The organism is Streptomyces sp. NBC_01551 (assembly GCF_026339935.1).
Taxonomy (GTDB): domain Bacteria; phylum Actinomycetota; class Actinomycetes; order Streptomycetales; family Streptomycetaceae; genus Streptomyces.
Window position 1 is genome coordinate 1,400,146 of record NZ_JAPEPX010000001.1, and the last position, 14,449, is coordinate 1,414,594.

A 14,449-nucleotide genomic window follows, 5' to 3' on the forward strand; every position below is an offset into this window, starting at 1 on the left:
GCCCTTTGTGCTGTTGTCGCCTTGTGCTTTACAGGTGCGGCAGGATCGCCGGCATCAGGTCCTGGAACGTCCGGCCGTTGGCCGGGTTGCCGAGGGCCGTCATCTGCCAGCCCGCGCCGACACGGGACACCTTCGCCATGATCTGCGCGGTGTACTGGCCGCCGCCGTCGAGGGTGTAGCGGGCCAGCTCCTGGCCGTTGGTCTCGTCGACGATGCGGCAGAACGCGTTCTGCACTTCCTGGAAGGTCTGGCCGGTGAACGAGTTCACCGTGAAGACGATCTGGTCGATGTGCACCGGCACCCGCTGGAGGTCGACGAGGATCGACTCGTCGTCCCCGCCCTGGCCGGCGCCGCCGACGAGGTTGTCACCCGTGTGCCGGACCGAGCCGTCGTCGCTCTGCAGGTGCCGGAAGAACACGACGTCCACGGGCTGCTTGTCGGCGAAGAGAACCGCCGACGCGTCCAGGTCGATCTCCCGGGTCCGCGAACCGAACAGTCCGCGGCGCTTGGCCGCCTGCCAGCCGAGGCCCATCCGGACCGCGGTCAGCGTGCCTCCGTCCGCCTTCTGCAGACTGATGGCCTGACCCTTGGTCATGTTGACCGTCACGCGTGTCCCCTCTCCTTGCCCGCCCCATTGTGGGCCGCAGGGTCTGCCTGCGGCCGTGTGCCAACCCTACTGACCACCCACGGGTCAGGCGAGGCCCGCTTCCTTCATCTGTCGCAGCTCCTTCTTCAGCTCGCCCACCTCGTCCCGGATCCGGGCGGCCACCTCGAACTGGAGCTCGGCCGCGGCGGCCCGCATCCGCTCGGTCATCTGCTCGATGAGCGATGCCAGTTCCTCGGCCGGCCGGTCGGTGAGCACCTCGGCGCCCTTGGCCCCCTTGCCGCCCTTGGCTCCCTTGCCCGCCTTCGCCTGGGTGGCCTTGCCGCCGAGCGCGGGCACCGCGGCCTTGGGGCCCTTGCCGTCCTTGCCCTGCCGGTACCCGGTCCCGAGCAGCTGCTCGGTGTCGAGCTCCTCGCGGGCGATGGTGGCCACGATGTCGTTGATCTTCTTGCGCAGCGGCTGCGGGTCGATCCCGTTGGCCGTGTTGTACGCGATCTGCTTCTCGCGGCGCCGATTGGTCTCGTCGATGGCCTTCTCCATCGCCGGGGTCATCTTGTCCGCATACATGTGGACCTGGCCGGAGACGTTGCGCGCCGCGCGGCCGATGGTCTGGATCAGCGAGGTCCCGGAGCGCAGGAAGCCTTCCTTGTCCGCGTCGAGGATGGCCACCAGCGACACCTCGGGCAGGTCGAGGCCCTCGCGCAGCAGGTTGATGCCGACCAGGACGTCGTACTCGCCGGCCCGCAGCTCGCGCAGCAGCTCGATGCGGCGCAGGGTGTCCACGTCGCTGTGCAGGTAGCGGACCTGGATGCCGAGCTCCAGGAAGTAGTCGGTGAGGTCCTCGGCCATCTTCTTGGTGAGGGTGGTGACCAGGACCCGCTCGTCCTTCTCGACCCGCGCGCGGATCTCGTGCACCAGGTCGTCGATCTGACCCTCGGTCGGCTTGACCACGACCTCGGGGTCGACGAGCCCGGTCGGGCGGATGATCTGCTCGACGAAACCGTCGCCGCGCGAGAGCTCGTACTTGCCGGGGGTGGCCGACAGATAGACCGTCTGGCCGATCCGCTCCTGGAACTCCTCCCACTTCAGCGGCCGGTTGTCGAGCGCCGACGGCAGCCGGAAGCCGTGGTCGACCAGGGTCCGCTTGCGCGAGGCGTCTCCCTCGTACATCGCGCCGATCTGCGGAACGGTGACATGCGACTCGTCGATGACTAGGAGGAAGTCCTCGGGGAAGTAGTCGATGAGGGTGTTGGGCGCGGAGCCCCGCTCACGGTCGTCCATGTGCAGCGAGTAGTTCTCGATACCGGAGCAGGAGCCGATCTGACGCATCATCTCCAGGTCGTACGTGGTGCGCATGCGCAGCCGCTGCGCCTCCAGCATCTTGCCCTGCTTCTCCAGCTCGGCCAGGCGCTCCGCCAGCTCGGCCTCGATGCCGGCGACCGCCTTCTCCATGCGCTCGGGGCCGGCGACGTAGTGGCTGGCGGGGAAGACGTACAGCTCGCGGTCCTCGCTGATGACCTCGCCGGTCAGCGGGTGCAGGGTGGAGAGGGCCTCGATCTCGTCGCCGAACATCTCGATGCGGACGGCCAGTTCCTCGTAGACCGGGAAGATCTCGATGGTGTCGCCGCGCACGCGGAAGGTGCCCCGGGTGAAGGCCACGTCGTTGCGGGTGTACTGGATGTCGACGAAGCGGCGCAGCAGCTGGTCGCGGTCGATCTCCTCGCCCACCTTGAGGGCGACCATCCGGTCGACGTACTCCTGCGGGGTGCCGAGGCCGTAGATGCAGGACACGGACGCGACGACGATGACGTCCCGCCGGGTCAGCAGCGAGTTGGTGGCGGAGTGGCGCAGCCGCTCCACCTCCTCGTTGATCGAGGAGTCCTTCTCGATGTAGGTGTCCGACTGCGGTACGTAGGCCTCGGGCTGGTAGTAGTCGTAGTACGAGACGAAGTACTCGACGGCGTTGTTCGGCAGCAGCTCGCGGAACTCGTTCGCCAGCTGGGCGGCGAGGGTCTTGTTCGGAGCCATCACCAGCGTGGGCCGCTGGAGCTTCTCGATCATCCACGCCGTGGTCGCCGACTTGCCGGTGCCGGTCGCACCCAGCAGTACGACGTCCTTCTCACCTGCACGGATGCGCTTCTCCAGCTCGGCGATGGCCGTCGGCTGGTCACCGCTGGGCTGGTAGGGGCTGACGACCTCGAAAGGCGCCACCGTGCGTTCGATCTTCGATACGGGCCGCATGACTCAACCGTACGACCCCCCACTGACACTCACGCATCCCCGCCGCTCCCCGCGGGTCCCCGGGGTCCGCGCGCAACGCCACGCCGACGGTCCGGTTCGCGGAGCCATGGTCCGTTTGTCGTAGTTCGGTGGCGGCTCGGTGATCTTCAACCCCATGATCGCCATGAGATATCCGCATGAAGTACGCCCCGTGAAAGTGCATCGCCGCAACGTCTGCCGTTCCGCGCCCGCTTGGGGCGGGGAACAGGGCTCACGACCCGAGGAGAACGCACATGTACGTCCGACCCGCCGCCGCGGCCGCAGCCGCGTTCCTGGGCTTCACCCTCACCGTGCTGGGCGGGACGGCCTCGTGCGCCGCCTCCGGTCCGGCCCCCGGTCCGCGCGCCGCCCCCGGTCCGGTGGGGTTCTCGACCCCCGTCGTGTACGCCCACCGGGGGGCTTCGGCGTACGCCCCGGAGAACACCCTGGAGGCGATCGACCTCGCGATGCGGCTCGGCTTCGACTGGGTCGAGAACGACGTCCAGCGCACCCGGGACGGCGTGCTGGTGGTGGTCCACGACGACACCCTCAACCGTACGACCGACGTCGAGCAGCGCTACCCGAACCGCAAGCCCTGGAAGGTCAAGGACTTCACGGCGGAGGAGATCGCCGGGCTGGACGCGGGCAGCTGGTTCTCCGAGGAGTTCGCGGGCGCCCGCATCCCGACGCTGCGGGAGTACCTCGCCCGGGTGCAGCGCAACCAGCAGCGGCTGCTGCTGGAGATCAAGAAGCCCGAGCTCTACCCCGGGATCGAGCGCGAGACCCTGAAGGTGCTGGACGAGACCGGCTGGCTCGACGAGCGCCACGTGGCGAGCCGGCTGGTCGTGCAGAGCTTCAGCGCCGATTCCGTACGGATCGTGCACGACCTGCGCCCGGACCTCGTGACGGCGTTCCTCGGCACCCCGACGGTGGCCGACCTCCCGCAGTACGCCCGCTTCACGGACCGGATCAACCCCTGGCACACCACCATCTCGGCCGACTACGTCGCCGCGGTGCACAACCTGCTGGGCGCCCACGGCAAGGCCATGGAGGTGGACACCTGGATCGTGGACGACCCGGCGACCGCGCGGAAGGTTCAGGAGATGGGGGTCGACGGAATCATCAGCAACGCCCCGGACGTCGTACGGGAGGCGATCGGCGGGTACTGAGCGCCGGGCGACCGGGCGCGCCGGCGCGGGGGTGGGCGGGCGGGTGATGTCAGTGGGGCGCCGTACCGTGGAGGCGTGGACAGCACCGAGCGGCCCCGCGGGCCGCGCCTCGAATGGACCGTCGTCGCCAGCGACATCGGTCCCCTGCTCCTGGCCGCGACCCCCGAGGGCCTGGTCCGGGTCGAGTTCCATGCCGCCCCGGACCGGGTCGACAAGATGATCGGCTCGCTCGTCTCCCGGCTCGGCGCCGACGCCTGGCGGCCGCCGCCGGGCGAGGAGGTGCTGCTGGCCGAGCCGATACGTCAGCTGACCGCGTACTTCGCCGGATCGCTGCGCCGTTTCGACCTGCCCCTGGACTGGCGGCTCAGCTCCGGCTTCAACCGCCAGGTACTCCTGGAGCTGGACCGCTCCGTGCCCTACGGCGCGGTCGTCGGGTACGGGGAGCTGGCCGCCCGCGTCGGTCAGCCCGGCGCGGCCCAGGCGGTGGGCAACGCCATGGGGTCGAACCCGCTGCCGTTGGTGGTCGCCTGCCACCGGGTCGTGGAGAACGACGGCGGCATCGGGGGCTTCGGCGGCGGCGTCGAGACCAAACGCCGGCTACTGGCGCTGGAGGGCGTCCTCCCCGAGCCCCTGTTCTGACCTCCGACGGGACACTCGCCGCCACCGCGACCCGCGGCGGACATCGGGTGCTGCCGCAGCACATGGGGGCGCCACCTTGCCGCTCCGCTCCGAGGCGCCCACCCCGGTCCCCCACGGCATGCGGCGGCGCCACCGCGACGGCTCGGCCCGGGTCCGACACCCGGCTCCGCCGCGGCATGCGGGGGCGCCACCGCGCCGGCTCGGTCCGGGGCCGACACCCGGTTCCGCCGCGGCATGCGGGGCGGCACCGCGTCGCTTCGGTCCGGGGTGGATACCCGGTTCCGCCGTGCGGTGCGGGGTGCGACACTGCGCCGGTGACCACTCCTGCCGCCCCTCACGGCGCCACCGCGTCCGCACCCCGCCTCCCGCTCCGGCCAGGAGCCCGGGCGTGACCGCCACGCCGGGCACCGACCGCCCGGTTCCGCCGGTCGACCGGGCGGCGCTGCCGCGGCTCCAGCGGCGCACCACCACGGTGCTGATCGCCAGCCAGATGCTGGGCGGCCTCGGCGTGCCCATCAGCATCGCCCTCGCCCCGGTCCTGGCGACCGAGGTCAGCGGCACCGAGGCACTGTCCGGCTTCGCCTCCACCGCCGCGGTGATCGGCACCGCCCTGGTCTCGCTGCCGCTGGCCGCGCTGATGACCGCGCGCGGGCGCCGGCCCGGGCTGGTCGTGGCCTACGCGATCGGCGCGGCGGGCGCCGCCATGGTCGTCCTCGCCGCCGCGATCAAGAGCTTCCCGCTGCTGATGCTCGGCATGGCCTGCTTCGGAGCCGCCTCCTCCGCCAACCTCCAGGCCCGGTTCGCGGCCGCCGACCTCGCCGCCCCGGACCGCCGGGCCCGGGCGATCTCGGTCGTCGTCTGGGCCTCCACCATCGGCGCGGTGCTCGGCCCGAACCTCTCCGCCCCCGCCAGCCGCAGCTTCGCCGGCACCTCCATACCCGAGACGGCGGGCCCCTTCGTCTGGGCCGGAGCCGTCTTCGTCCTCACCGGCACGCTGCTCGGCGTACTCCTGCGCCCGGACCCGCTGCTGACGGCCCGGGCGCTGGCCGCGCCCGAGGAGCAGACCCGCGCGGGCCGTTCGCTGCGCGCCGGGTTCGCCGCCGTCAAGGCCTCGCCGCGGGCCCGGCTGGCACTGGTCACCGTCGCGGTGTCCCACACCGCCATGGTCTCGATCATGGTGATGACCCCGGTGGACCTCAGCCACCACGGCGCCGGGCTTGAGCTCATCGGCCTGGTGATCAGCGGTCACATCGCCGGCATGTTCGCCTTCTCCCCGGTCATGGGGTGGCTCGCCGACCGCCTCGGCCGCCTGTCGGTGATCGGCCTGGCCGCCGGGCTGCTGTCTGTCGCCGCCCTGCTCGCCGGCACCGCCGGAGCGAGCCACGGCCAGAGCGCACTCGGCCTGTTCCTGCTCGGCCTGGGCTGGTCCGCCGGCATGGTCTCCGGTTCGGCGCTGCTGACCGACTCGGTGCCGCAGCCCGCGCGGGCCGCCGTACAGGGCCTGAGCGACCTCACGATGAACACGGCGGCGGGCGTGGGCGGCGCGGCCGCCGGCCTGGTCATGTCCCAGGCGGGGTACGGCTGGCTGAACGCCATCGGGGCGGCCCTGCTGCTGCCGATGGCCGCGCTCGCCCTGTTCACCGCGCGCCGGCACCCGGCGCCCGCGAAGGCGTAGGCGTAGGACCGGTCGTCAGTAGCTGATGTGATAGGCCTTGCGGAGCGTCTCGTGGACGGTCCAGGTGGTCTTGTCGCCCTCGCGGAGCACGCACGCGGAGCCGGGGCCGACCTCCAGCGTCGGGCCGCCCTCCACCTCGATGGTGGCGCGGCCGCTGACGACCACGAACAGCTCGTTGGCCTCGGTGTCGGTGACCACGCCCGGGGTGATCTGCCAGATCCCGCGCACCTGCGAGCCGTCCTCGGCCTCCCACAGCACCTTGCCCGTCACCACGGGATCGCCGGAGACGATCTGCGCCGGGTCGAGCTCCTCGACCTCCAGGTCCGTGTCCGGGACGTCCGGTACCGAGACGGCGAAGGAGGCGGGGGCGGAGGCGGACGCGGTGTGATCACTGGTGCTCATGGCGCGCCAGCCTAATCCGGCCGGGCCGCCCGGCGCGGTGACCAGAGCGTCCAGGTTCGGCCGGGCGGACGAGTCACCTTGTCCAGCCCTCCCCGCCCGAGGCGGCGGGCGCCGAGGACCGGCTGGTGGAACCCGGTGTCCGAGGAGGGGTGCCAGCGCGTCGCCTCGAACCCGGCCTGCCGGGCGTACTCCGCCGTCTCCTCCTCGGGCAGCGCCCGGTAGGTGGCGCGTGACGTCGTCGTCCGCCACGTGTCCCCCGTGGGCAGCAGCTGGAAGAGCTCCAGGTCGTAGCGCTCGCCGTCCTCGTGCCCCAGCTGGAAGGTGATGGTCCGCCCGTCCGGGCCGGTGCGCACGTGCGGGGCTTCGCTCCGCGGCCGGGCCCGGCGCAGTTCTCCGTACGGGCGGGTGGAGATCAGCAGTACGCCGCCGGGGCGCAGCACCCGCCGGGTTTCGGCCAGCGCGGCGCGGACGTCCTCGGCGGTCAGGAGGTGCGGGAGGGCGTTGTCGGCGCAGACGACGGCGTCGAAGGCCTCGTCCCGGAAAGGCAGGGCCCGCATGTCCGCCGCCCCGGCCGGCAGTCCCAGTCCGCGTACATGAGGTCGTACCGGTCTGCCAGCCCGTCGTAGAAGCCCTGCGTGTTCATGGGGGAACGGTACTCGGACAGGTTGTGACGGGTGGGGCTGGAGGGAGTTTGGGGGCGTGAATTCCGTGCCATGGATGGGGACATGCCACAGCACACAGCATCCGAGCCCCTGTCCGAAGTGCCGGTCCTGTCAGAGGAGGTGCGCGAGGCGCTCGCCCGGAACCGGCCCGTCGTGGCCCTGGAGTCGACGATCATCGCGCACGGCCTGCCGCGTCCCCGGAATCTGGCGGTGGGCCTGGAACTGGAGGCGCTGGTCCGGTCGGAAGGCGCCGTTCCGGCGACGATCGCTGTCGTGGACGGGGTCGCGTACGCGGGCCTCGACAAGGAGCAGCTGGAGCGGATCGCGGGCGGCGAGGGCGTACGCAAGCTCGGCCACCGGGACCTGGCGCCCGCGCTCGCGACCGGCGCGACCGGCGCGACGACGGTGTCCGCGACGGCGTTCCTGGCCGCGCGGGCGGGGCTGCGGGTGTTCGCGACGGGCGGGCTGGGCGGCGTACACCGGGAGTACGCGCACACGCAGGACGAGTCGGCGGATCTGGCGCTGCTGGCGCGGACGCGGATCACGGTGGTGTGCGCGGGGGTGAAGTCGATCCTGGACGTGCCGGCCACGCTGCAGCGGCTGGAGACGCTGGGGGTCGGCGTGCTGGGCTACGGGACGGAACGTTTCCCCGGGTTCTACCTGGCCAGTTCCGGCGAGCCGGTGGACTGGACCGTGCACCGCCCGGAGGAGGTCGCGGCGGTGATGGCCGCCCAGGACGCGCTGGGCGGAGGGGAGTCGGCGCTGCTGGTGGCCAATCCGGTCGCGGAGGCGGAGCAGTTGAATCCGGAGCTGCACGACCGGGTACTGGCCGAGGCCCTGGCCGAGTGCCACGAGCGCGGGATCGCGGGACAGGCGGTGACCCCGTTCCTGCTGGGGTACCTGGTACGGGCGACCGGCGGGGCCTCGCTGGAGGCCAACCTGGCGGCGGTACGGGGCAACGTGCGGCTCGGGGCCCGGATCGCGGGGGCCTGGACGGCCCGGCTGTGACGGGGGCGGGGGCCGGGGCGGGGGCGCTGCTCGTCGTCGGGGACGTGGTGACCGATGTGGTGGCGGTGCACCCGGAGCCGCTGGCCCCGGCCACCGACACGGCGGCCCGGATCCGCACCCTGCCCGGCGGCGCGGGGGCCAACGCGGCCTGCTGGGCGGCGTGCGCGGGCGCGCCGGAGGTACGCCTCCTCGCGCGGGTGGGTGCCGAATCGGCCCGGTGGCACGAGCGGGCCCTGGTGGACGCGGGGGTGCGGCCCCGGCTGGTGATCGACCCGGTCGAGCCGACGGGGACGGTGGTGGCGCTGGTCGGCAAGGACACGGAGCGGACGTTCCTGACCGACAGCGGGGCCGCGCTGCGGCTGTGCCCCGACGACTGGGCGCCGGCCCTGCTGGACGGGGCGGCCCATCTGCACCTGTCCGGCTACCTGTTCTTCGCCGACACCAGCCGGGAGCTGGCCCTGGTGGCGCTGCGGGCGGCGCGGGCCCGGGGGGTGCCGGTGAGCGTGGATCCGGCCTCGGCCGGGTTCCTGCTCACGCTGGGGCCGCGGCGGTTCCTCGATGCCGTGGCGGGGGTCGACGTACTGCTGCCCAACGAGGACGAGGCCCGGCTGCTGGCCGGGCTGCCCGAGCGGTCCGGTGCGGCCAGGGCGGCGGTGGAGCTGAGCCGGCGGGTGCCGCTGGTGGTGGTCACGCTGGGCGCGGCCGGGGCGCTGGTGGCCGAGGCGGGGCGGATCACCGCCGAGGTCGCCGGGGAGGCGGTGCGGGCGGTGGACTCCACGGGCGCGGGCGACGCGTTCACCGGCGGGTTCCTCGCGGCCCGGCTCGCGGGCGCGGACCCGGCGCAGGCCGCCCGGGCGGGCTGCCGGACGGCCGCGATGGCGGTCACCCGGCTGGGCGGGCGACCGTAGCGGCCGTACCGGGGCCGGAGGCGACGGGCGGGCTCAGAGCGTGTACTCCTCCTGGTCGAGGGTGGTGATCACGCCCTTGCCGTCGAGGTGGTAGCGGAAGACCAGGCCCTTGTTCGGGTGGCTTTCCAGCCACGAGGTGAGCTCGTGCAGGGTGATCGGCTTGCTCACCGGGCTCGCGACGATCGGGGTGACCGCGGTGATCTTGGCGTCCTCGGCGATCGGGAGGAAGGTCTCGACGCCGACCGTCTCGAAGGGGGTGGCGCCGCCCGCGACGGCGCAGCCCCAGTTGCCGTGCTTGACGATCAGGCTGTGGAAGCCGCCTTCGGGGGTGTAGCGGTAGACGGCGATCTCGTCGGGCGAGATCGGCATCTTGTGGTCGCAGGTGGGGCCGGGCGCGGGCGGCTTCGGCTTGCCCGGCGTCGCGGCGGTCGGGGTGGCCGTCGGGGCCGGCTTCTTCGTGGCGGTCGCCGACCCGGAGGGCGTCGCTGCGGCGGCGGGCGCCGAGGGGGCGGCCGAGGCCGCCGGGGTGGCCGGGCTCCCGCCGGGGCTCGCACCCGCGGCTCCAGCGCCGCCGCCGTTGCCGGTGCCGTCCCCGTCCCCGTTGCAGGCCGTGAGGGCCAGGGCCCCGCACAGCGCCAGCGCGGCGGCGCAAGCCTGCCGCCGCCGCAAGCGTCTGCGACCCCGAACCGACGTGCCGTCTGCGCGCATTGCCGTCTCCCTCTGCCAAGGCGCCACCGGTGGCCGCCGTCGAAGCGTGGCCTCAACGTAGCGCCGGGTATCGGCCACGACGATGGCCGGATCCGGTTCGTCACCGAGCCGGGATGCCGCTGTTGCGGATCCCGGACGTCCGTGACCCGGCGGGGGTTCGAGGGGGCGGCCGGGCAGGCCCGTCCAGGCCGGGGTTCAGCCGGGCAGGCCCGTCCAGGCCGGGTGGCGGGGGTCGTCCGCCCTGACGACGACGTCGGCCCGGGCCGCCGGGTCGGTCTCGTCCTCGTAGCGCGCGAAGGCGGGCAGCGTCCACCGCTCGGACGGCTCGGTGCGGCGGGCCAGCGCCCCCGGGGAGAGCCGGATGTGCACGGCGAGGTCGAAGGGGAACCAGTGGCCCAGCAGCAGCGGGCCGTGCACGATCAGCACGCCGCCCGCCGGGAGTTCGGCGTACGGGCTGCGGGTCGCCCGGTCGGTCGCCGGGTCCCAGAGGTCGGGCAGCACCCGCCCTGTGCCGCCGGGGTCGGTCGGGCCGAAGACCTCCCGCCAGAGCGCGGCCGTGTCGTACCAGCCGTCGAGGTACGCGTCCACGTCCTCGCGGCCGAACTCGAAGCGGAGCGACGCCGGCCGCAGGAAGCCGCCGGCCGGGACCACCAGCGCCGGGCGGCCCCGTGCGCGCAGCGCGTCCGCGAGGTGACCGGCGAGCACCCCGGTGTCGGCCGCTGGTGCGCCGTCGATGCCCACCCGCTGCCAGACCGCCTGGCCGGAGGGGGCCTCGCGGGGGTCGAGGTGACCGGCGAGCCGCTCGGCCATCCGCTGCCATGTGATCGCTTCCAGCTGCACAACCCCATTGTCAGTGGTGCCCCTTAGCTTTTTTCACGAGGGATCACCGCCGCTACGGGAGCCGGTGGCCCAACCGTGGGGAGGGGTCTGTCATGGCTCGGGAGACGACGTATCTGGAGCTGTCGCAGGACGGCGGCGGGGCGCACAAGTTCTACGAGGTGACCGTGGACGGCACGGCCGTCTCGGTGCGGTACGGGCGCATCGGCGCGGACGGCCAGCTGCAGAACTCCTCCTTCCCGACGGCCGAGAAGGCGCGCGCGGCCGCCGCGAAGAAGATCGGCGAGAAGGTCCGCAAGGGGTACGCCCCGGCGGTGCGGGGGCAGCGCGCGGCGCGGGCCGTGACGCGCCGCCAGGTGACCTCGGCGCCGTCGACCGCGCGCTCGGTGGCCCCCGTGCTGTGGCGCTTCCGTACCGGCTCCTCGGCCTTCGGGATCCACGTGGACGAGGACCGCTGCTGGGTCGGCAACCAGGCGGGCGACGTCTACACGCTGAGCCACGGCGGCGAGGTGCTGGCCCGCTACTCCCTGCCGGACGGGGTGAAGTGCCTGGTCGCGGACGAGTTCTGGATATACGCGGGCTGCGACGACGGCACGGTGTACGACCTGTCGTCGAAGGTCCCGTTCGGGGCTTACGACATCGCGGCGGACGTGGACATCTACTGGCTCGACATCCACGAGGGCGTGCTGAACGTGTCGGACGCGGGCGGTGGCCTGACGGTCATCGACCACGAGGACGAGTTCCAGTGGTCCCGCAAGTCCGCGGGGAGCGGCGCCTGGATGGTCCGCGCCGACGAGCGGGCGGTCTACCACGGGCACAGCGCTGGTGTGACGGCGTACGCCTCGAACGGCAGCGGCGAGCTGTGGCACACGCCGACCAACGGCTCGGTGCTGTTCGGCTGGCAGGAGGAGCACGCGGTGTACGCGGGCACGGGCCGCAAGGTCGTGCAGCGGCTGTCGAAGGCGACGGGCGCCGTCGAGGTCTCCTACCGGTGCGACGCGGCGGTGTACTCCTGCGCGACCTCGCCGGACGGGCGGTACGTCTTCGCCGGGGACTCGTCGTCCTCCGTGTACTGCTTCGACGCCGACGGGCGGCGGCTGTGGAAGCTGGGCACCGGCGGCGGGTCCGCGCTGTCCATGCAGTACCTGGAGGAGCGGCTGTACCTGGTCACCACGGACGGCTCTCTGGTGTGCGTGGACGCGAGCGAGGCGGCGATCACCGCCGCCCAGCAGGGTTCGGTGCCGGTGGCGGTGGACGTGAAGTCGGCGGCCGCCCTGCCGGTGTTCACCCCGGCGGCCTCGGCCGCGGCGGTGGCGACAGTCTCGGTGGCGGCGGCTCCGGCGGGCGCCGTGGTGGTGGAGTGCGTGCAGCAGGGCGGCCGGATGCGCGTCCAGGTGGTGTCCGGGGGGTTCGAGCCCTCGTGGAACGTGCAGTTCCCGCGCGGCATCCGGGAGGCCGGCGCCCGGTACGTGGTGGACGGGCTGCACGCGGCCTCGGGCGGCTTCTACCGGGTGCGCGGGGAGATACGCCGCCTGGTGTGACGGCACGGCCGCCGCGGCGCGGGATCCCCCGTGGCCGCCGGCCGGTTCACAGGGCGGGTCCGGAGCAGGCGCAGGTCGTGCCCCCGGGCGGGGCCGGGGTGGGTATCGAGAAGGCGGCGCCCTCGGGGAGCGCTTCGCAGGTCACGTACAGCACGACCGGTTCGGTGCCGAGGTTGCGTCCGAGGTGGATGTGCCGGATGCCGGCGGGCTCTATGAAGCTGGTCCCGGCCCGGTGCACCACCACCGAGTTGTCGTGCAGGATCCGGGTCAGCGTCCCGGACTTGACCACCGCGATCAGTCGCACGCGGTGGTAGTGCCAGCCGGTGCAGCCTCCGGGGGGTATGACGATCTCGCGGCCTTCAAGGTCGGCATGGCCCGCCGCTCCCGGGCGCCGCGCCGTTGCCTGCCGTCCGCTCATGTGCTCCCCCTCCGCGACCTCCGGCCGCAGTCCATGCGACACGGTAGGAGGACATCCTCTATTCCAGCGAGGATCCGTGAAACCCCAACATCCCAGCCGCACAAGGTGATATGGGGCCGGCGCGGCGGTATCAATCCGGCATGAGTCTCGTCGTGTTCGAGTCCGTGAAACACATCCATTGCGCGGAGTGCCGGCGGGGCCCGATCCGGCACGTGGTCCGCGAGGCCGGCGTGCCCCGCTGCCTGGACTGCGCCGACCTGGGGCACCTGGTCTACCTGCCGCGCGGCGACGCGGCGCTCACCCGCCGGGCCCGGGAGGCCAGTTCACTCTCGGCCGTCGTGGTCCGCCGCCACAAACGCCGCCGCCGCTACGAACGCCAGGGGCTGCTCGTCGAGGACGCCGCCCTGGCCCGCGCGGAGCGCGCCTGCCTCGCGGACGCCGAGGCGCGGGCCCGCCGCCGGGAGCGCGACCGGCTGCGCCGCGCCGCCGAGGACACCCGGTTCACGGCCGCGTTCGCCGCCGAGATACGGCGGCTGTTCCCCGGCTGCCCCGCCGACCGCGCCCAGGCCATCGCCGCGCACGCCTCGCTGCGCGGCAGCGGCCGGGTGGGCCGGACCGCCGCCGGCCGGGCCCTGGACGAGCAGGCGGTGTCGATGGCGGTGCGGGCCGCCGTACGCCACCTCGACACGGAGTACGACGCCCTGCTGATGTCCGGCATCCCCCGCTTCGCGGCCCGGGCCCGGCTGGCGCCGCGGATCGACGCGATCCTGGACGGGTGGCGTACGGGCGCGCCCGCGGGCTAGCCGACCCGGAACCGGCGGTAGAGCAGCACCCCGCCGAGGAGCAGCGCGCCGCCGCCGGGCAGCAGGTAGCCGACGGCGTCGGCGCCGGTGTGGGCGAGCGCCGCGCTGTGCCGGGGCGGCTCGGGCGCGACGGGTGCCGGCGCGACGGGCGGCGTCAGGGGCCGGGTGACGGTGGGCGGCTGGGCGGGCTTGCCGCCGCTGGGCTGCTCGCCGTTGACCGAGGTGTTGCCGCTGGAGCCGTTGCCGACGCCGACGACGCTGACCCCGTTGCCGCTGATGTTCAGCGGCAACTCGACGGGCAGCTGGATCCCGTTGCCGGAGAGCAGCCCCGGCGAATCCTTTCCGCGCCCTTCGGCACTGGCCCCGCCGCCGTTGCCGGCTCCCGGTTTGGACGGATGCGAGGGCCTGGGCCCGGAATTGCCGTGGTGCTCGGGCTCCGCGTTGACGCACCGGTTCCCGGCGGCCGAGTTGAGCACCCCGACCACGCTCACGGTGTTGCCGCACACGTTCACCGGCACGTGGACCGGCAGCTGCACCAGATTCCCCGACAGCAGCCCCGGAGAGCGCTCGACCTTCCCGCCCGCGTCCGCATCGGCGTAGGCGAGGCCGCCCACCCCCGCGACGGCCAGTCCACCACCCGCGACCACCGCCGCGATCAAGCCATTCCGACGACTGTGACGCATCAGCTTTCCTGCCTTCCGGAAGGTTCACGGACACTGCGCCCGCACCGGACACAACGCCGGTCAACCCATTCGGGTTATAGAGCCGGTAGGCATTTCACTCCATCGTGTACTCGGCCCTCCCTACTTCACGACA

The 14,449-nt window shown here is 73.2% G+C and carries 14 protein-coding genes and 1 pseudogene; 7 read left to right on the top strand and 8 right to left on the bottom strand.

What is annotated here, in order from left to right; all coding sequences use genetic code 11:
• Nucleotides 1-28 precede the first annotated feature (28 nt).
• Together OG982_RS06260 and uvrB are read right to left on the bottom strand one after the other, a co-directional pair.
• Entirely contained in the window at nt 29-607 is a 579-nt protein-coding gene (locus OG982_RS06260) for a TerD family protein (protein WP_266789031.1), read from the bottom strand.
• An 84-nt stretch (nt 608-691) separates the two neighbouring features.
• Nucleotides 692-2,845 carry an excinuclease ABC subunit UvrB gene (uvrB, locus tag OG982_RS06265; RefSeq protein ID WP_266789029.1) on the bottom strand — a complete coding sequence of 718 codons (2,154 nt, stop codon included), beginning with the start codon at nt 2,843-2,845 and terminating at the stop codon, nt 692-694.
• Between the two features lie 272 nt (nt 2,846-3,117).
• Here uvrB and OG982_RS06270 point away from each other — a divergent pair, with 272 nt between their 5' ends.
• From OG982_RS06270 to OG982_RS06280, 3 genes are all read left to right on the top strand, one after another.
• A complete protein-coding gene (locus OG982_RS06270; RefSeq protein WP_266789027.1) occupies nt 3,118-4,032 on the top strand; it encodes a glycerophosphodiester phosphodiesterase family protein in 915 nt (304 codons plus the stop codon).
• Nucleotides 4,033-4,107: 75 nt separating this feature from the next.
• Nucleotides 4,108-4,671, top strand: coding sequence for a methylated-DNA--[protein]-cysteine S-methyltransferase (locus OG982_RS06275; protein WP_266948087.1), 564 nt, complete (start codon nt 4,108-4,110; stop codon nt 4,669-4,671).
• 388 nt (nt 4,672-5,059) lie between these two features.
• Nucleotides 5,060-6,346: an MFS transporter gene (locus OG982_RS06280; protein ID WP_266789023.1), complete on the top strand. Its 1,287-nt coding sequence runs from the start codon at nt 5,060-5,062 to the stop codon at nt 6,344-6,346.
• 15 nt (nt 6,347-6,361) lie between these two features.
• Here the strand turns inward: OG982_RS06280 and OG982_RS06285 are convergent, their stop codons facing one another.
• Nucleotides 6,362-6,748 (bottom strand): cupin domain-containing protein, encoded by a 387-nt coding sequence (locus tag OG982_RS06285; RefSeq protein ID WP_266789021.1) that lies wholly within the window; start codon nt 6,746-6,748, stop codon nt 6,362-6,364.
• Nucleotides 6,749-6,759: 11 nt separating this feature from the next.
• A complete protein-coding gene (locus OG982_RS06290; protein WP_323139231.1) occupies nt 6,760-7,485 on the bottom strand; it encodes a methyltransferase domain-containing protein in 726 nt (241 codons plus the stop codon).
• Here OG982_RS06290 and OG982_RS06295 point away from each other — a divergent pair.
• Both OG982_RS06295 and OG982_RS06300 read left to right on the top strand, forming a co-directional pair.
• Nucleotides 7,474-8,418 (top strand): pseudouridine-5'-phosphate glycosidase, encoded by a 945-nt coding sequence (locus OG982_RS06295; protein WP_266789020.1) that lies wholly within the window; start codon nt 7,474-7,476, stop codon nt 8,416-8,418. The genes OG982_RS06290 and OG982_RS06295 overlap by 12 nt on opposite strands.
• Complete coding sequence (locus tag OG982_RS06300) at nt 8,415-9,326, top strand: carbohydrate kinase family protein (protein ID WP_266789018.1); 912 nt, start codon at nt 8,415-8,417, stop codon at nt 9,324-9,326. The genes OG982_RS06295 and OG982_RS06300 overlap by 4 nt, the downstream gene beginning before the upstream one ends.
• A 33-nt stretch (nt 9,327-9,359) precedes the next feature.
• Here the strand turns inward: OG982_RS06300 and OG982_RS06305 are convergent, their stop codons facing one another.
• On the bottom strand, nt 9,360-10,034 hold the full coding sequence (locus OG982_RS06305) for a hypothetical protein (protein WP_266789016.1): 675 nt from the start codon (nt 10,032-10,034) through the stop codon (nt 9,360-9,362).
• A 195-nt stretch (nt 10,035-10,229) separates the two neighbouring features.
• On the bottom strand, nt 10,230-10,874 hold the full coding sequence (locus OG982_RS06310) for a uridine kinase (protein ID WP_266789014.1): 645 nt from the start codon (nt 10,872-10,874) through the stop codon (nt 10,230-10,232).
• 92 nt (nt 10,875-10,966) lie between these two features.
• Here OG982_RS06310 and OG982_RS06315 point away from each other — a divergent pair, with 92 nt between their 5' ends.
• Nucleotides 10,967-12,412 carry a WGR domain-containing protein gene (locus OG982_RS06315; RefSeq protein WP_266789012.1) on the top strand — a complete coding sequence of 482 codons (1,446 nt, stop codon included), beginning with the start codon at nt 10,967-10,969 and terminating at the stop codon, nt 12,410-12,412.
• A 46-nt stretch (nt 12,413-12,458) separates the two neighbouring features.
• Here OG982_RS06315 and OG982_RS06320 read toward each other — a convergent pair.
• Nucleotides 12,459-12,788: pseudogene (locus OG982_RS06320) on the bottom strand (cupin domain-containing protein); the annotation flags it as partial.
• Between the two features lie 182 nt (nt 12,789-12,970).
• Between OG982_RS06320 and OG982_RS06325 the strand changes: the two are divergent.
• The gene (locus OG982_RS06325) at nt 12,971-13,633 is read left to right on the top strand and encodes a DUF2293 domain-containing protein (protein WP_266789011.1); all 663 of its coding nucleotides are present in this window, start codon (nt 12,971-12,973) and stop codon (nt 13,631-13,633) included.
• Here the strand turns inward: OG982_RS06325 and OG982_RS30950 are convergent.
• Complete coding sequence (locus OG982_RS30950) at nt 13,630-14,316, bottom strand: chaplin family protein (RefSeq protein ID WP_323139232.1); 687 nt, start codon at nt 14,314-14,316, stop codon at nt 13,630-13,632. The two genes, OG982_RS06325 and OG982_RS30950, sit on opposite strands and share 4 nt — an antisense overlap.
• Between the last annotated feature and the right edge of the window lie 133 nt (nt 14,317-14,449).

Coding starts and splice junctions, on each gene's coding strand:
- uvrB (WP_266789029.1), bottom strand. CDS start 2,845: ATGCGGCCCGTATCGAAGATCGAACGCACGGTGGCGCCTTTCGAGGTC.
- OG982_RS06270 (WP_266789027.1), top strand. CDS start 3,118: ATGTACGTCCGACCCGCCGCCGCGGCCGCAGCCGCGTTCCTGGGCTTC.
- OG982_RS06285 (WP_266789021.1), bottom strand. CDS start 6,748: ATGAGCACCAGTGATCACACCGCGTCCGCCTCCGCCCCCGCCTCCTTC.
- OG982_RS06295 (WP_266789020.1), top strand. CDS start 7,474: ATGCCACAGCACACAGCATCCGAGCCCCTGTCCGAAGTGCCGGTCCTG.
- OG982_RS06305 (WP_266789016.1), bottom strand. CDS start 10,034: ATGCGCGCAGACGGCACGTCGGTTCGGGGTCGCAGACGCTTGCGGCGG.
- OG982_RS06315 (WP_266789012.1), top strand. CDS start 10,967: ATGGCTCGGGAGACGACGTATCTGGAGCTGTCGCAGGACGGCGGCGGG.
- OG982_RS06325 (WP_266789011.1), top strand. CDS start 12,971: ATGAGTCTCGTCGTGTTCGAGTCCGTGAAACACATCCATTGCGCGGAG.
- OG982_RS30950 (WP_323139232.1), bottom strand. CDS start 14,316: ATGCGTCACAGTCGTCGGAATGGCTTGATCGCGGCGGTGGTCGCGGGT.